The 13989-nt window shown below is 71.4% G+C and carries 12 protein-coding genes; 4 read left to right on the top strand and 8 right to left on the bottom strand.

The window, feature by feature from the left end; genetic code table 11:
• Window positions 1-4: 4 nt before the first annotated feature.
• The 6 genes from ACFWRT_RS34500 to ACFWRT_RS34475 all read right to left on the bottom strand — a co-directional run bounded on the left by ACFWRT_RS34500 (window position 5) and on the right by ACFWRT_RS34475 (window position 6731).
• Complete coding sequence (locus ACFWRT_RS34500) at window positions 5-433, bottom strand: hypothetical protein (protein ID WP_381121406.1); 429 nt, start codon at window positions 431-433, stop codon at window positions 5-7.
• 244 nt (window positions 434-677) lie between these two features.
• Complete coding sequence (locus ACFWRT_RS34495) at window positions 678-1913, bottom strand: styrene monooxygenase/indole monooxygenase family protein (protein WP_380954516.1); 1236 nt, start codon at window positions 1911-1913, stop codon at window positions 678-680.
• Window positions 1914-1947: 34 nt separating this feature from the next.
• On the bottom strand, window positions 1948-2622 hold the full coding sequence (locus tag ACFWRT_RS34490; RefSeq protein WP_380954515.1) for a GTP-binding protein: 675 nt from the start codon (window positions 2620-2622) through the stop codon (window positions 1948-1950).
• Window positions 2603-3019, bottom strand: coding sequence for a DUF742 domain-containing protein (locus ACFWRT_RS34485; RefSeq protein ID WP_030560845.1), 417 nt, complete (start codon window positions 3017-3019; stop codon window positions 2603-2605). The genes ACFWRT_RS34490 and ACFWRT_RS34485 overlap by 20 nt, the downstream gene beginning before the upstream one ends.
• A complete protein-coding gene (locus ACFWRT_RS34480) occupies window positions 3016-3495 on the bottom strand; it encodes a roadblock/LC7 domain-containing protein (protein WP_380954514.1) in 480 nt (159 codons plus the stop codon). Before ACFWRT_RS34480 ends, ACFWRT_RS34485 begins: the two co-directional genes overlap by 4 nt.
• Window positions 3492-6731, bottom strand: a complete 3240-nt coding sequence (locus ACFWRT_RS34475) for a sensor histidine kinase (RefSeq protein WP_380954550.1) — start codon at window positions 6729-6731, stop codon at window positions 3492-3494. Before ACFWRT_RS34475 ends, ACFWRT_RS34480 begins: the two co-directional genes overlap by 4 nt.
• A 363-nt stretch (window positions 6732-7094) precedes the next feature.
• Between ACFWRT_RS34475 and ACFWRT_RS34470 the strand changes: the two genes are divergently transcribed.
• On the top strand, window positions 7095-7886 hold the full coding sequence (locus tag ACFWRT_RS34470) for a hypothetical protein (protein WP_380954512.1): 792 nt from the start codon (window positions 7095-7097) through the stop codon (window positions 7884-7886).
• Window positions 7887-7941: 55 nt separating this feature from the next.
• Here the strand turns inward: ACFWRT_RS34470 and ACFWRT_RS34465 are convergent, their stop codons facing one another.
• Window positions 7942-8424 carry a MarR family winged helix-turn-helix transcriptional regulator gene (locus ACFWRT_RS34465; RefSeq protein WP_380954511.1) on the bottom strand — a complete coding sequence of 161 codons (483 nt, stop codon included), beginning with the start codon at window positions 8422-8424 and terminating at the stop codon, window positions 7942-7944.
• 218 nt (window positions 8425-8642) lie between these two features.
• Here ACFWRT_RS34465 and ACFWRT_RS34460 point away from each other — a divergent pair, with 218 nt between their 5' ends.
• Together ACFWRT_RS34460 and ACFWRT_RS34455 are read left to right on the top strand one after the other, a co-directional pair.
• Complete coding sequence (locus ACFWRT_RS34460; protein WP_380954509.1) at window positions 8643-9491, top strand: lysozyme; 849 nt, start codon at window positions 8643-8645, stop codon at window positions 9489-9491.
• 183 nt (window positions 9492-9674) lie between these two features.
• Window positions 9675-10427 (top strand): polysaccharide deacetylase family protein, encoded by a 753-nt coding sequence (locus tag ACFWRT_RS34455; protein ID WP_380954549.1) that lies wholly within the window; start codon window positions 9675-9677, stop codon window positions 10425-10427.
• Window positions 10428-10594: 167 nt separating this feature from the next.
• Here ACFWRT_RS34455 and lon read toward each other — a convergent pair whose 3' ends face one another.
• Window positions 10595-13015, bottom strand: coding sequence for an endopeptidase La (gene lon / locus ACFWRT_RS34450; RefSeq protein WP_380954508.1), 2421 nt, complete (start codon window positions 13013-13015; stop codon window positions 10595-10597).
• 232 nt (window positions 13016-13247) lie between these two features.
• Between lon and ACFWRT_RS34445 the strand changes: the two genes are divergently transcribed.
• Window positions 13248-13967 (top strand): spermidine synthase family protein, encoded by a 720-nt coding sequence (locus ACFWRT_RS34445; RefSeq protein WP_380954506.1) that lies wholly within the window; start codon window positions 13248-13250, stop codon window positions 13965-13967.
• Window positions 13968-13989: the final 22 nt, after the last annotated feature.

Raw genomic sequence — 13989 nt, 5'->3', positions numbered from 1 at the left:
GGAATCAGAGTTCGGCGGCTCGGGCAGGCAGGACGAACTTCTTCTTCGTCGGCCTGCGCTCCGCGTCGAGGATGCCGTCCGCCGTGACGATGGCGCTCACGGTGCCGTCCGGCTCCGAGATCTTCGCCATCTCGACGATTCCATTGCGCGCCTGGTAGGTCATCCAGCCGACCGTCCCTTCAGAGCTGCGGCCCGTCCGAGGAGAGACGCCCGAGGGAATGAGCGTCAGAAGGCACAGGGACTGCACCATCGCCAGATCGGAGCCCGCCTTCTTCTGCGTCAGATCGTGCACAAACATCGAAAGGGCCTGCCAGGCCCAGGGATCGAAGACGACGGCCTGCTTGCCGGAGTTGACGCAGGCGACGAGCCGGTCGGCCATCGGGTCCGTCTGTTCCGAGGCACCCAGCGACATCATGACCACGGGAGGGAGCAAGCTCCTTGAGCCAGTCGGTGGTCGCGGAATCGAATACGGTGGCCGCCCTGAGGCGCAGGAGACGCAGGAGACGCAGGAGACGCAGGAGACGCATTCTAGGCCATGCCGGGGCCAACAGCATGAAAAAACAAAGCAGTTCACCACGCGCGGGCTCTGAAGCGCCCGTGTCCGTGGACCGTCGCAGGACGGTCCACGGACACGATGCTCACCCACGCCTGCCGCTGCTTCGCAGCCGGTGCGGCGGCTAGCCGGCCGGGACCGACGCCAGGTACGCGTTCGTCTTCTCCGGCTCGAAGAAGAAGTTGTCGAAGTCCGCCGGGTCGTTGAACCCGTTGGCGAAGCGGTCCGCGACCGGCTGGAGCCCACCGGCGGCGCCGATCAGGTTCAGTACGTGCTCCGGCGGGGCGCCGAGCATCGCGTTGGTCCACTTCACCACGTGCTGGGCGGTGTCCCAGTAGCGGTCGAAGGTGGACTGCATCCACGCCCCGTCGAACTCCTTGTCGCCGTGCTCCAGGATCGAGTCCAGGTAGGAGTTGGCGCACTTGGAGGCCGAGTTGGAGCCCTGGCCGGTGATCGGGTCGTTGGCGACGACCACGTCCGCGACGCCGAGGACCAGGCCGCCGCCGGGGAGCCGGCCGATCGGCTTGCGGACCGTGGGGGCGTAGCGGCCGGCGAGGGTGCCGTTGGCGTCGGTCAGCTCGACCTTGGTGGCGCGGGCGTACTCCCACGGCGTGAACTTCTCCATCAGCTCCAGCGTCTTCGCCAGGTGCTCGGAGGGGTCCTTGATGCCCTGGAAGGCGTCAAGCGGGCCGCCCGGGACGCCCTCCCAGAAGAGGATGTCGGCGCGGCCGGAGGTGGTCAGGGTCGGCATCACGAACAGCTCGCCGACGCCCGGCACCAGGTTGCAGCGGACCGCGTCGAACTCCGGGTGCTCCGGGCGCGGGCCCATCCCGTGGACGTAGGCGACCGCCAAGGCGCGCTGCGGGGCGTCGAACGGCGAACGGGCCGCGTCCCGGCCGAACATGGAGACCAGCTCGCCCTTGCCGGCCGAGACCATCACCAGGTCGTACGTACGGGAGAAGTAGTCCAGGTCGGAGACGGCCGCCCCGTGGATGACGAGCTGCCCGCCGCGCTGGGCGAAGGTCTCCATCCAGCCGGCCATCTTCACCCGCTGGTCCACGGACTGGGCGTACCCGTCCAGCTTGCCGACCCAGTCGATGGCCCGGGAGGAGTCGGGGGCGGCGACGGAGACGCCGACCCCCTCGATCCTCGGGGCCTGGGACTCCCAGAAGTTCAGCTGGTAGTCCCGCTCGTGCTGGAGCGCGGTGTGGAACATGCACTGCGTCGACATGACCCGGCCGGTGCGGATCTCGTCGGCCGTGCGGTTGGACATCAGGGTGACTTCGTAGCCTCGGGACTGGAGCCCCAGGGCGAGCTGGAGCCCGGACTGGCCGGCTCCGACTATGAGTATCTTCCGCATCGCGGCTCTCCGTTTGTCTCTGTTTCGAGGAGGACTAGGCAGGCGTGACGTCGAGAGCATGGCCGACCAGGGCCAGCAGCGACTCGACGACCGTGATCCTGTTACGCGCGTCCATGATCACTATCGGCACCTGCGGCGGTACGGTCAGGGCCTCCCTGACGTCCTCCGCCTCGTAACCGGGCGTCCCCTCGAAGTGGTTGACCGCCACGATGTACGGCAGCCCGCAGCTCTCGAAGTAGTCGAGCGCCGGGAAGCAGTCCTCCAGCCGCCGGGTGTCGGCGAGGACGACCGCGCCGATCGCCCCGCGCACCAGGTCGTCCCACATGAACCAGAAGCGCTGCTGGCCGGGCGTGCCGAAGACGTACAGCACGAGGTCGTCGTCCAGGGTGAGCCGGCCGAAGTCCATCGCCACCGTCGTGGTGGTCTTCTCGGGCGTCGCGGAGAGGTCGTCGGTCTCCTCGCTGGCCTGGGTCATCAGCGCTTCGGTCTTCAGCGGCGTGATCTCGGAGACCGAGCCGACGAACGTCGTCTTGCCCACGCCGAAGCCGCCCGCCACCACGATCTTGGTCGCGGTGGGGGCGCGGGTGTGGTCGAGCTGCCAGGCCTGGAGGGATTCCTCGGCCTGCTCCTGCGGCCGGGACGGCTGGTCGTCCCGGGGCCCCGGCTGGCGCGGGGCGAAGAGCGGCGCCTCAGAGACGGCGGAGTCCATTGAGCACCCTTTCGAGCAGTGCGCGGTCGGGCTGGCCGGTGCCGTGACCGGTTCCGTACACGCGGATCTTTCCCTGGTCGGCCAGGTCGCTGAGCAGCACCCGGACGACTCCGAGCGGCATCTTCAACAGGGCCGAGATCTCCGCGACCGTACGCATCCGGCGGCAGATCTCGACGATGGCCTGGAGCTCCGGCATGACGCGCGAGGCCAGGTTGCCGTTGGTCAGCTCGCGGCGCTCCTCGGGTGCTTCGAGGGCGGCGACGAACGTCTCGACGAGCAGGACGTGCCCGAACCGGGTGCGGCCTCCGGTGAGGGAGTACGGGCGGACCCGGGCCGGGCGCCTGTCGGCGCCGCGGACGGGGAGGCGGGGGGAGGGCTCGGCTGCGGCGGTCGTCACTGGGCGCTCTCCATCGATGTGCGCAGCTCGCTGCGGAGTTCGGGGGTGAGGACGTGTCCGGCCCGGCCGACGAAGAGGGCCATGTGGTACGCGACGACGCTCATGTCGCAGTCAGGGGTGGCGTGGACGCCGAGGAGGGAGCCGTCGCTGATCGACATGACGAAGACGCTGCCCTCGTCCATGGCGACCATCGTCTGTTTGACGCCGCCGCCGTCCATCAGCTTCGCGGCTCCGACGGTCAGCGAGCCGATGCCGGAGACGATGGTGGCCAGGTCGGCGCTGGAGCCCCTGGGCCCGTCCGACGGTCCGGCCGCCTTCACCTGGTGATGGCCGGGGTCGGAGGAGAGCAGCATCAGCCCGTCGGACGAGACGACGGTGACCGAGTGGACCCCTGGCACCTCCTCCACGAGATTGCTCAGCAACCAGTGAAGGTTCCGGGCTTCGGTACTCAGCCCGAACGTGCTGGGCGCAGTCAACTGCGTGCCTCCTCGACTGTGTCCCCCGTCTCTCCGTTCCGGCGGTCCGTGCGGCCGCCGGTCTGCTCGGTCGTCCCTGTGTCGTGTGCGGTGCCTGTGTCGTGTGCGGTGCCCGTGACGGGTGCGTTGCCCGTGACAGGTGCGGTGGTGGTCTCGTGCCCGGTACGGCGGGTGGCTACGCCCTCGTGGCCGGCGAGGGCGACGGAGCCGGAGCCGGAGCCGGTGGACCCGGCGATCTCGGCCTCGACATCGCGCCGGCCCTCCTTCGCCGCCTGGTGGAAGCTGCCCAGTCGGCGGCGCAGGTCGTCCTTGTCGAGGCTGCCGGTGCGTCCGGTGGTGGGGGCGCCCTCGGGCCGGACCACCTTGGGGGTGCGCTTGGGCAGCCCCTTGTCGGTGACCCGCTCGGCCTGCGGCCTGCGGGGACCGGGCACGGTGTCGGCGGGGGCGGCGGCCTCGGCGCGGGGGGCGGGGCGGAACTCGGGCCCGTCCGGGTCCTGGCCGCCCGGGGCGCTCTCGGCCGGACGCTCGTGACGGTCGGGGCCGATGGCGTACGGGTCGGAGGTGTCGGATACCGGGGAGGCCGGGGATTCCGGCGGCAGCGGCAGGCGGACCTGCATCGTGACCTCGGAGTCCGACTCGACAGGCGCCTCGGCGGTCACGGGCTCCTGCTCGGCGGGCTCACCGTCCTCAGTGACGTCACCGTCCTCAGTGACGTCACCGGCGTCACCGGCCTCGCGGATCGCTCGCTCGGCGGCGACGATCATCGGGTCGACGGCGGGCGCGGCCACGGACTCAGCAGCGGGTTCGGCCACAGGCTCAGCGGCGGGTTCGGCCACAGGCTCAGCAGCGGGGACCACCGGCACCGCCGCGGGTTCGACCACCGGCTCAGCGGCAGACTCGGTTACGGCTTCCGCGGCGGATGCGGGCTCAGGCGCCGCCTCGGGCGACGGCCCCGCAGCCCCATCGCCAACCGTCCCCGACGCCGCGTCGGGCGCCGCGGTCGCCGGCGGCAGGACCGGCGTACGGCTCGGCAGCGCGTTGGAGTTGGCCTCGGCCACCGAGCCCGGCAGGTTGAGCGTCGGCGCGTCGCCCGGTAGCTGTACGGCGGGCGGTGAGGAGGCGGGCAGGGAGTTCGGCAGCAGGGTCTGCGGCAGGACGACGACGGCCGTCACTCCACTCCCCTTCTGCTCGCGCAACTGGACCCGCACGCCGTGCCGGGCGGCCAGCAACGAGGTGACCTGGAGGCCGAGTCCGGCCCCGTCGGCACTCTGCTCCCCCGCCTCGAAGGAGGCCGGGTCGGCCAGCCTGGCATTGAGCTCGCTCATCCGGACGCTCGACATGCCGATGCCCTCGTCCTGCACGGAGAGCATCACCTCGCCGGTCTCCAGCAGCCAGCCGGAGAGCTCCACATGGGAGTCCGGCGGGGAGAAGGAGGTGGCGTTCTCCAGCAGTTCGGCCAGGAGGTGGCTGAGGTCGTCGGCGGCGAACCCGGCGATCTGGGCGTGCGGCGGCAGGGACTGGATGGTGACCCGCTCGTACCGCTCGATCTCGCTGACGGCCGCGCGGGCCACGTCGACCAGCGGGATCGGGCCCGCGTGGCCGTGGCCGTGCTCGGCGCCCGCGAGGACGAGCATGTTCTCGCTGTGCCGGCGCATGACCGTGGCCATGTGGTCCAGCTTGAACAGGGTGGCCAGGCGCTCCGGGTCCTGCTCGCGCTCCTCCAGGCTCTCGATGACGCCGAGCTGGCGCTCCACGAGGCCGAGGTTGCGCAGCGAGAGGTTGACGAAGGTGTGGTGGACGGTGTTCTTCAGCCGCTCCAACTGGGCGGCGAGCTCGGCGGCCCGGACCTGGAGTTCGGCGCGCTGGAGGGTGAGGGCCTCGCGACCCGCGATCAGTTCGGCGCGCTCCTGGCCGAGGCTCTCGAAGCGGCCGGTGAACTCCTGCTGGAGCCCGGTCAGCTTGGCGTGCAGGGTGTTCATCGACCGGACGACCTGGGCGAACTCGTCGTTGCGGCCGGTGTAGCGGACCGGTTCGGCGCTCGCGGGCCCGTCCGCCGCGTCCGCGAGGCGGGCGGCGCCGATGCGCAGGACGGCGAGCGGCTGGGTGAGGGTGCGGGCGACGGCGGTGGAGACGCCGACGGCGAGCAGGAAGCAGCCGCCGAGCAGGGCGATGCTCAGTTCGAGGGCGGTGACGTCGTCGTCGCGGATGCCTTCCAGGCGCTGGACCTGGGTCGTGCCGAGCGCGGACTCGACGCTGCGCATCCGGTCGACCCGCGCGGTGAGCGCGGCCTCCAGCTTCTTGGCGCTGGTGGCGCGCTCGCTCTCGGAGAGCTCGGGGCGGTCGGTGAGGCGGGCGAGGTACTTCTCCGCGCTGTTGACCTCGGGGCCGGTGACGGTGGCGGAGAGCTTGTCGCGGGCGACGGGGTTCGCCGCCTGGTCGAACTCGGCGAGCGAGGCCAGCTCCCGGGTACGGGCCTGCTGGGCGGCGGCGCTCAGCTCGTCCCGGTCGCGGTCGGCCCGTTTGGTCGCGTCGTCCTGGCCCTCGACCGGCAGCCCGGTGAAGGGGTCGATCTGCGGGGCGGCGGGCTCGGGGGTCGGCACGGCGAGGGCGGCGAGGAGGAGCCCGCGGGTGGCGGAGGCCTGCTCGACGGCTCCGCCGAGGGCGAGCGGGGCGCGGGTGGCGTCGGCGGCGCGCGGCGGGGTCTTGTCGGCCAGCTCGGCGGCGATGCCGTGCAGCTTGGCGATGACCTCGGAGTACGCCTGGTGGGCCGCCGGGGCCGAGCCCTTGCCGGTGAGGGCGTCGCGGCGCAGGGAGGGCACGGTGGAGAGGTCGCGCCGCAGGGCGGCGGGGGCCTGCTCGTGGATCTCGTCGATCTGCTGGTCGACGCGGGTGGTGCGGGTGAGGCGGCTCTGGGCACCGGCCTGGCCGTCATCGGCGCGACCGCCCGCGATGTACGCGGTGACGGCGTCGCGCTCGTCGGCGAGGGAGTGCGCCAGGGTGACGGCCCGCTGGTTCAGCTCGGAGAGGGTCACCAGCCGCTGGGATTCGGCCAGATCGGAGGAGGCGCTCAGCGCGGCGGGAGCGCCCGCCGCGAGGACGATGACCCCGACGACGGCGACCCCGGCGACCAGCCGGCTCCGTACCCGTACGGTCCGCTTGGTGGCGACCGGAGCCGGAGGCGTCGCCCCGGAACCGTCGCGCGTGCTGCCCTGGCTCCGTGGCCGCTTCTTCTGCACCGGTGCTCGCAATCTTGACTCGTCCACCCTTGAAGCAGAGGTGACGCTCGGTCACGTAGAGGGACGCCCCGCTCCTGGTACGGCTTCTGACCATTCCAGTGCTTTTGAGAGGGGGGCGCGCATCAACCGCTCCGCCACTCGAACGAGTGAACATCACTCTGGAGTTGGCGAACAAGTCTCCCCAAGTGCGCCCCTGACCATGCATAGGACGCGGGCTGGAACTTCGGCGCGGCCTTTGGCAAGATGCCCGCCCGCACTCTCCTGGAGTCCCGCCCTCCGCGTACAGGTCCCCCGTTGACCTGCTGGTACGGCTGGAAACCGCTCCCGTGCGGGGTCCATGAAGACCTCGTGCAGACTGGCGCCATGCGCTGCGAACTCGTCACCGTCCCCGGGGATCCCGAACGCCCCAACGAGGACTGGGCATCGGCCGCCGTCCCCGCGTCCGGCCAGGGGGGAGTGGTGGTGGTGCTGGACGGTGTCACGCCACCGGTGGGGGATGACGGTTGTGTGCACTCGGTCCCCTGGTTCACCGCCCGACTGGGCGACGCACTGGTGGAACTGTCGGGTTCACGGCGAGATATGGACCTGGCCGAGATCCTGTCGGAGTCCATCCGGCGCACCGCCGACGCCCACCAGTCGACCTGTGACCTTTCTCACGTGCGGACGCCTCAGGCGACCGTGGCGCTGGCGCGTTGGGGCGAACGCGCGATCGAGTACCTGGTGCTCTCCGATGCGGTGCTCCTGCTGGAGGGGACGGACGGCGCGGTCCGGGCGGTCCTCGACGACCGGCTCGACCGCCTACCGCCGGGCTCGCTGGCCTCGGCGGCGACGGTGGACGGCCTGCTGCGGAACAAGGAGGGCGGCTTCTTCACCGCCGCCGCCGACCCCGCGGTGGCGGCACACGCGGTGACCGGCACCGTCCCGGCGGACCGGGTCCGCTCGCTGGCCGGGCTCACGGACGGGGCGAGCCGGTGGACGGAGGTGTTCCGCGATGGCGACTGGGCGGGCGTGCTGGAGCTGCTGCGGAAGGCGGGTCCGCAGGGGCTGATCGACCGGGTACGGGAGCTGGAGAGGGCCGACGCGGCCGCCGGGCGCGTACGGCTGCGGCGGGGCAAGACGCACGACGACGCGACGGCGGTGTTCGTGGAGCTGTAGGGGCCGGGCCCTGCGCGGGCGGTCAGCCTCCGCGCGTTCAGCGCTGCACGGGCCGTCACTCCTCCGCGCGGGTGTTCAACTGGTGCAGCAGCCGGGCCAGCTCCGCCACCTCGGCCCGGTCCCAGGCGGCCAGCTTGCGGACGTACTGCCCGCGCCGGGCGTCGCGGACGCTGCGGAAGCGGGCGAGGCCCTCGTCGGTGAGCCGGACGAGCCAGGCGCGGCCGTCCGCCGGGTCGGGTTCGCGGGCGACCAGGCCGAGGTCCTCCAGGGCCCGCAACTGACGGCTCATGGTGGCCTTGCCGACGCCGAAGTAGGCGGCCAGCTCGGTGGCCCGCTGCCGACCCGCCGACTCCAGGCGGACGAGCAAGCCGTAGGCGGCGGGCTCCAGTTCGGGGTGGACCTCGCGGGCCATCTCGCCCGAACTGGCCCGGGCGCGGCGCAGGAAGACCGCCAGCTCACGCTCCAGCGCCAGGAATTCGTGGTCCACACCAGTCCCGGCAGTCGCGCCCGGCTCCCGCGCGCTCTCACTCCCGTGCACGTCAGCACCCCTCGTACGGTTTCCTGCCGATGAAAGTTTCTTCCACGGCCGGTCAACGCCGCAGCTCGGCCAGTATTTCGCAGGCGTAGACCAACGGCGGCGGCCAGGCCCTCTTCCGTACGCCGGGTCTACGTGCGTAGCGTCGTTACCGGATCGTACGCATGACATGAGCACGCCACGACTGTGGACCCCCGTCACCCCACCCCGGAGGCACACCCATGCCCCTGCACCGTCACAGATCCGGCACCTCACTCCGCTCGCGCCTCGCCGTCGGCCCCACCCTCCTGGCCGCCCTCACCCTCCTCCTCACCCTGCCGGGCGCCGCCACCGCGGCCGGCCCGGACACCGCCGACACCCCTCCCGCGCGCGGCACCGCCAGGATGGGCCAGGGCGTCATCGAGCACGACGGCCAGGGCGGGCTGCCCCGCGATTCCCGGGTCGTCCAGACCGAGGGCGTGGACGTCAGCAGCCACCAGGGCAACGTCGCCTGGCCGAGCCTGTGGAACAGCGGTGTGAAGTGGGCCTACGTGAAGGCCACCGAGGGGACGTACTACAAGAACCCCTACCTCCCGCAGCAGTACAACGGCTCCTACAACGTCGGCATGATCCGTGGCGCGTACCACTTCGCCACCCCGAACACGACGAGCGGCGCCGCGCAGGCGAACTACTTCGTGGACAACGGCGGCGGCTGGTCCCGGGACGGCAGGACCCTGCCGGGCGTGCTCGACATCGAGTGGAACCCGTACGGCGCCCAGTGCTACGGCCTCAGCCAGGCCGGGATGGTGAACTGGATCCGGGACTTCACGAACACCTACCGGGCGCGCACCGGCCGGGACGCGGTCATCTACACCGCGACCAGTTGGTGGAAGGACTGCACCGGCAACAACGCGGGCTTCGGCGCCACGAACCCGCTCTGGGTGGCCCGGTACAACACGACGGTCGGTGAGCTGCCGGCCGGCTGGCCCGTCCAGACGATGTGGCAGTACACCTCGACCGGCCCGATCGTCGGCGACCACAACCGCTTCAACGGCGCGCTCGACCGCGTGCAGGCGCTGGCCAACGGCTGATCCCTCCGGCCACCCCCTCCGCCTGAGCCCACCCCGGTGACATCGCCCCAGGTCACCGGGGTTTCACGCTGCCCCTCACTCCACTATGCACTCCATGTATACGCACTATGTATAGTCCTATGCGTACCGCACATCTGTGCGGAGTTTTCCGCGCAGAGGAGTGGTGTGCCCGTGTCCAAGAAGATGACCCTGTTCGGCGGCGGGTTGGCCGCCGCCCTGGTGACGACGCTCACACTGGCGCTCAGCGGATGCTCGATGGAGACGACGGCTCCGGGCACGGCACGGCAGGACGCGGCGTCCGACGCCAAGGGCACCTTCGGCCGGGCGGACTGCCGCAAGGCGAAGTGCATCGCCCTCACCTTCGACGCGGGGCCGGGCAAGGACACCCCGGAGCTGCTGGACATCCTGAAGGAGAAGAAGGTCCACGCGACCTTCTTCCTGCTGGGCAAGCACCACGTCCTCAAGCACCCGGACACCGTGCGGCGCATCCAGGACGAGGGCCACGAGGTGGCCAACCACACCTGGACGCACAAGATCCTCACCGACCAGGAGCCGGACGCGATACGGGCCGAGCTGGAGAAGACCCAGGTGGCGATCGAGAAGGTGACGGGGAAGAAGCCCCGGCTGATGCGCCCGCCGCAGGGCCGCACCGACGACGAGGTCTCCTGGATCAGCAAGGAGCTGGGGCTCTCCCAGGTGCTGTGGAGCGCCACCGCGAAGGACTACTCGACGAACGATTCGGCGCTGATCGAGAAGCGGATCGTGGACCAGGCGAGCAAGGACGGCATCATCCTGCTGCACGACATCTACAAAGGCACCGTGCCCGCCGTGCCCGGGATCATCGCCGCGCTCCAGAAGGACGGCTACACCTTCGTGACCGTCCCGGAGCTGATGGCCCCGGCGGTACCGGAGCCGGGCACGATCTACCGCCCCTGAGCACGTGCGGTACATGCGGAAACGGCCCGCCCCTGAGCACCCTGCTGCGGCGCACGCGGAACGGCCCGGTTGCCGTGCATACGGAAACGGCCCGCCCCCGTCGACTCGGGAAGCGGGCCGTCCGTACCGGCCGTGCACCTGATGCCACGCCCGTCACTGCGTGGCGGTCAGGCCGCGGCCGGGATCCTCTCCTCCGCCCGGGCCGAGGCCGGGGCGAGGGCGATCTCCAGCACCTGGCGGACGTCGGTGACCGGGTGGACGTCCAGCTTCTCCAGCACCTCGGCCGGGACGTCGTCCAGGTCGGCCTCGTTGCGCTGCGGGATCACCACGGTGGTGATGCCCGCGCGGTGGGCGGCCAGCAGCTTCTGCTTCAGGCCGCCGATCGGCAGGACGCGCCCGGTCAGCGAGACCTCACCGGTCATCGCCACATCCGTACGGACGAGGCGTCCGGAGAGCAGCGAGGCCAGGGCCGTCGTGAGCGTGATGCCCGCGCTCGGGCCGTCCTTCGGGACCGCGCCGGCCGGGAAGTGGATGTGCACACCCCGGTCCTTGAGGTCCGCGACCGGCAGCTCCAGCTCCGCGCCGTGCGACCGCAGGAAGCTCAGCGCGATCTGCGCCGACTCCTTCATGACGTCCCCGAGCTGACCGGTCAGGGTCAGTCCGGACGCACCGGTCTCCGGGTCCGCGAGCGACGCCTCGACGAAGAGGACGTCACCGCCCGCCCCGGTCACCGCCAGCCCGGTGGCCACGCCCGGCACGGCGGTGCGGCGCTCGGCCGGGTCCTGGGCGGACTCGGGCACGTGGTGCGGGCGCCCGATGAGGGAGCGCAGGTCCGCGTCGGTCACCGTGAACGGCAGCTCGCGGTCGCCCAGTTCGTGCTGGGCCGCGACCTTGCGGAGCAGCCGGGCAACGGCCCGCTCCAGATTGCGTACGCCCGCCTCGCGGGTGTACTCGCCGGCCAGCTTGCGCAGCGCCGACTCCTCCAGGGCGACCTCGTCCTTCTCCAGGCCCGCTCGCTCCAACTGGCGCGGGAGCAGGTGGTCCCGGGCGATGACGACCTTCTCGTCCTCGGTGTAGCCGTCGAGGCGGACCAGCTCCATGCGGTCGAGCAGGGCCTCGGGGATGGCTTCGAGGACGTTGGCGGTGGCCAGGAAGACGACGTCGCTGAGGTCGAGCTCGACCTCCAGGTAGTGGTCGCGGAACGTGTGGTTCTGCGCGGGGTCGAGGACTTCGAGGAGGGCGGCGGCCGGGTCGCCCCGGAAGTCGGAGCCGACCTTGTCGATCTCGTCGAGCAGGACGACCGGGTTCATCGAACCGGCCTCCTTGATCGCCCGCACGATCCGTCCGGGGAGCGCACCCACGTACGTACGCCGGTGGCCCCGGATCTCCGCCTCGTCCCGGACACCGCCGAGCGCGACCCGGACGAACTTGCGGCCCATGGCGTGCGCGACGGACTCCCCGAGCGAGGTCTTGCCGACACCGGGCGGGCCGACGAGCGCGAGCACGGCACCGCCACGGCGGCCGCCCACCACGCCCAGCCCCCGGTCGGCACGCCGCTTGCGCACCGCGAGGTACTCGGTGATGCGCTCCTTCACATCGGCGAGGCCGGCGTGCTCGGCGTCCAGGACCTCCTGGGCGCCGCGGATGTCGTAGGCGTCCTCGGTGCGCTCGGTCCACGGCAGTTCGAGGACGGTGTCGAGCCAGGTCCGGATCCACGACCCCTCAGGGGACTGGTCACTGGACCGCTCCAGCTTCTCGACCTCCTTGAGCGCGGCCGTCCGGACGTGCTCGGGCAGATCGGCGGCCTCGACGCGGGCCCGGTAGTCGTCGGACTCGTCCTCCGGGTCGCCGTTGAGCTCGGAGAGCTCCTTGCGTACGGCGTCGAGCTGGCGGCGCAGCAGGAACTCGCGCTGCTGCTTGTCCACGCCCTCCTGGACGTCCTTCGCGATGGACTCGGCGACATCCTGCTCGGCGAGGTGCTCACTCAGCCACTGGGTGGCGAGCTTCAGCCGCGCGATCGGGTCCACGGTCTCCAGGAGCTGGACCTTCTGCGCGGTGGTGACGAACGGCGAGTATCCGGAGTTGTCGGCGAGCGCGGAGATGTCGTCGATCTGCTGGACCCGGTCCACGACCTGCCAGGCGCCACGCTTCTTCAGCCAGGTGGTGGCGAGCGCCTTGTACTCCTTGGCCAGCTCGGCGGCGGAACCGGGCAGCGGCTCGGGCACGACCACGTCGAGCACGGTCCCCTCGACCCACAGCGCCCGCCCCGGCCCACTGGTCCCGGCCCCGATCCGGACCCGGTCCCGGGCCCGGATGAGCGCCCCCGGGTCCCCGTCGCTCAGGCGTCCGACCTGCTCGACGGTGCCGAGGACACCGGTCCCCGTGTACGTCCCGTCGATCCGCGGGACCAGCAGCACCTCGGGCTTCCCGCCGCCGGGACGGGCGGCGGCCTGCGCGGCCTCGACGGCGGCGCGCACCTCGGTGTCGGACAGGTCCAGCGGCACCACCATGCCGGGCAGGACGACCTCGTCGTCGAGCGGCAGCACGGGCAGGTCGATCGGTGTGAACGCCTTGGACTCGGTAGTCATGATCTCCCCTTCGGCAGGCAAGTTGAGCTATGTGGACTCAATGCTGGTGAGCCGCCGAATGTTCCCCGAGCGGTGTTCGCTGTGAGCGATCAGGGCCCGGAAGCCTGGTGAGCTTCCTGTGTCCACGGGAGCGCCGGGCGCGGATCGGCTATTCCCCGTACCGCGATCACGGATAGGGGTAGCCCCCTGAAATCCGGCACGGACAGGAGGTGGCCCTCCTAGAATCCGGGGCATGCAGCCCGACGCCCCGACCTACACCTGCGCCATGATTCCCCCCGCCCCCCGCACCCTCGACCGCCGCGAAGGGCCCTTCGGCGAGGTCGTCCTGCGGGAGCGCGGGGAGCACTTCGAGATCATCGCCAACGGCTGCTTCCTGATGGACACCTCCGACGGGCGCTCCGAGCGGCTGCTGATCGACGCCGCCCTGCGCTCCCTGCCCGCCGGCCGGACCGGGCCCTCGGTGCTGATCGGCGGGCTCGGGGTGGGCTTCTCGCTGGTGCGGGCCGCCGAGGAGGAGCGCTGGGGGCGGATCGTGGTCGTGGAGCGGGAGCGGGCCATCGTCGACTGGCACCGGCAGGGCCCGCTGGACCGGATCTCCGGGGCGGCGCTGGCCGACCCCCGGACCGAGATCCTCCACACGGACCTGGTCGCCCACCTCCGTACCGCCACGGAGCGTTACGACGCACTCTGCCTGGACATCGACAACGGGCCCGACTGGACCGTCACGGAGGACAACGGGAGCCTCTACTCCCCCACCGGCCTGGCCCACTGCCACGGCCGGCTGACCCCGGGCGGCGTGCTCGCCGTCTGGTCCGCGCAGCCGTCCCCGGCCTTCGAACAGGCGTTGCGGAATGCCGGGTTCAGTGGGGTTCGGACCGAAGAAGTGACGGTTGCCCGAGGTGTGCCGGACGTGGTCCATCTCGCATCGAGAAATCACCGAGAGGCTGCTTGAGACCCCGGAGGCCCCCTCCCGG

This window comes from Streptomyces cyaneofuscatus, from assembly GCF_042718795.1.
Lineage (GTDB): Bacteria > Actinomycetota > Actinomycetes > Streptomycetales > Streptomycetaceae > Streptomyces > Streptomyces cyaneofuscatus_A.
The sequence above is the reverse complement of the archived record's forward strand: the minus strand, read 5'-3'. Positions and strand labels throughout refer to the sequence as shown.

Excerpts from the sequence above, each read along its gene's own strand:
- ACFWRT_RS34460 (WP_380954509.1), top strand. The coding sequence starts at position 8,643 with ATGCCCCTGCACCGTCACAGATCCGGCACCTCACTCCGCTCGCGCCTC.
- lon (WP_380954508.1), bottom strand. The coding sequence starts at position 13,015 with ATGACTACCGAGTCCAAGGCGTTCACACCGATCGACCTGCCCGTGCTG.
- ACFWRT_RS34490 (WP_380954515.1), bottom strand. The coding sequence starts at position 2,622 with ATGGACTCCGCCGTCTCTGAGGCGCCGCTCTTCGCCCCGCGCCAGCCG.
- ACFWRT_RS34455 (WP_380954549.1), top strand. The coding sequence starts at position 9,675 with ATGACCCTGTTCGGCGGCGGGTTGGCCGCCGCCCTGGTGACGACGCTC.
- ACFWRT_RS34495 (WP_380954516.1), bottom strand. The coding sequence starts at position 1,913 with ATGCGGAAGATACTCATAGTCGGAGCCGGCCAGTCCGGGCTCCAGCTC.
- ACFWRT_RS34445 (WP_380954506.1), top strand. The coding sequence starts at position 13,248 with ATGCAGCCCGACGCCCCGACCTACACCTGCGCCATGATTCCCCCCGCC.
- ACFWRT_RS34470 (WP_380954512.1), top strand. The coding sequence starts at position 7,095 with ATGCGCTGCGAACTCGTCACCGTCCCCGGGGATCCCGAACGCCCCAAC.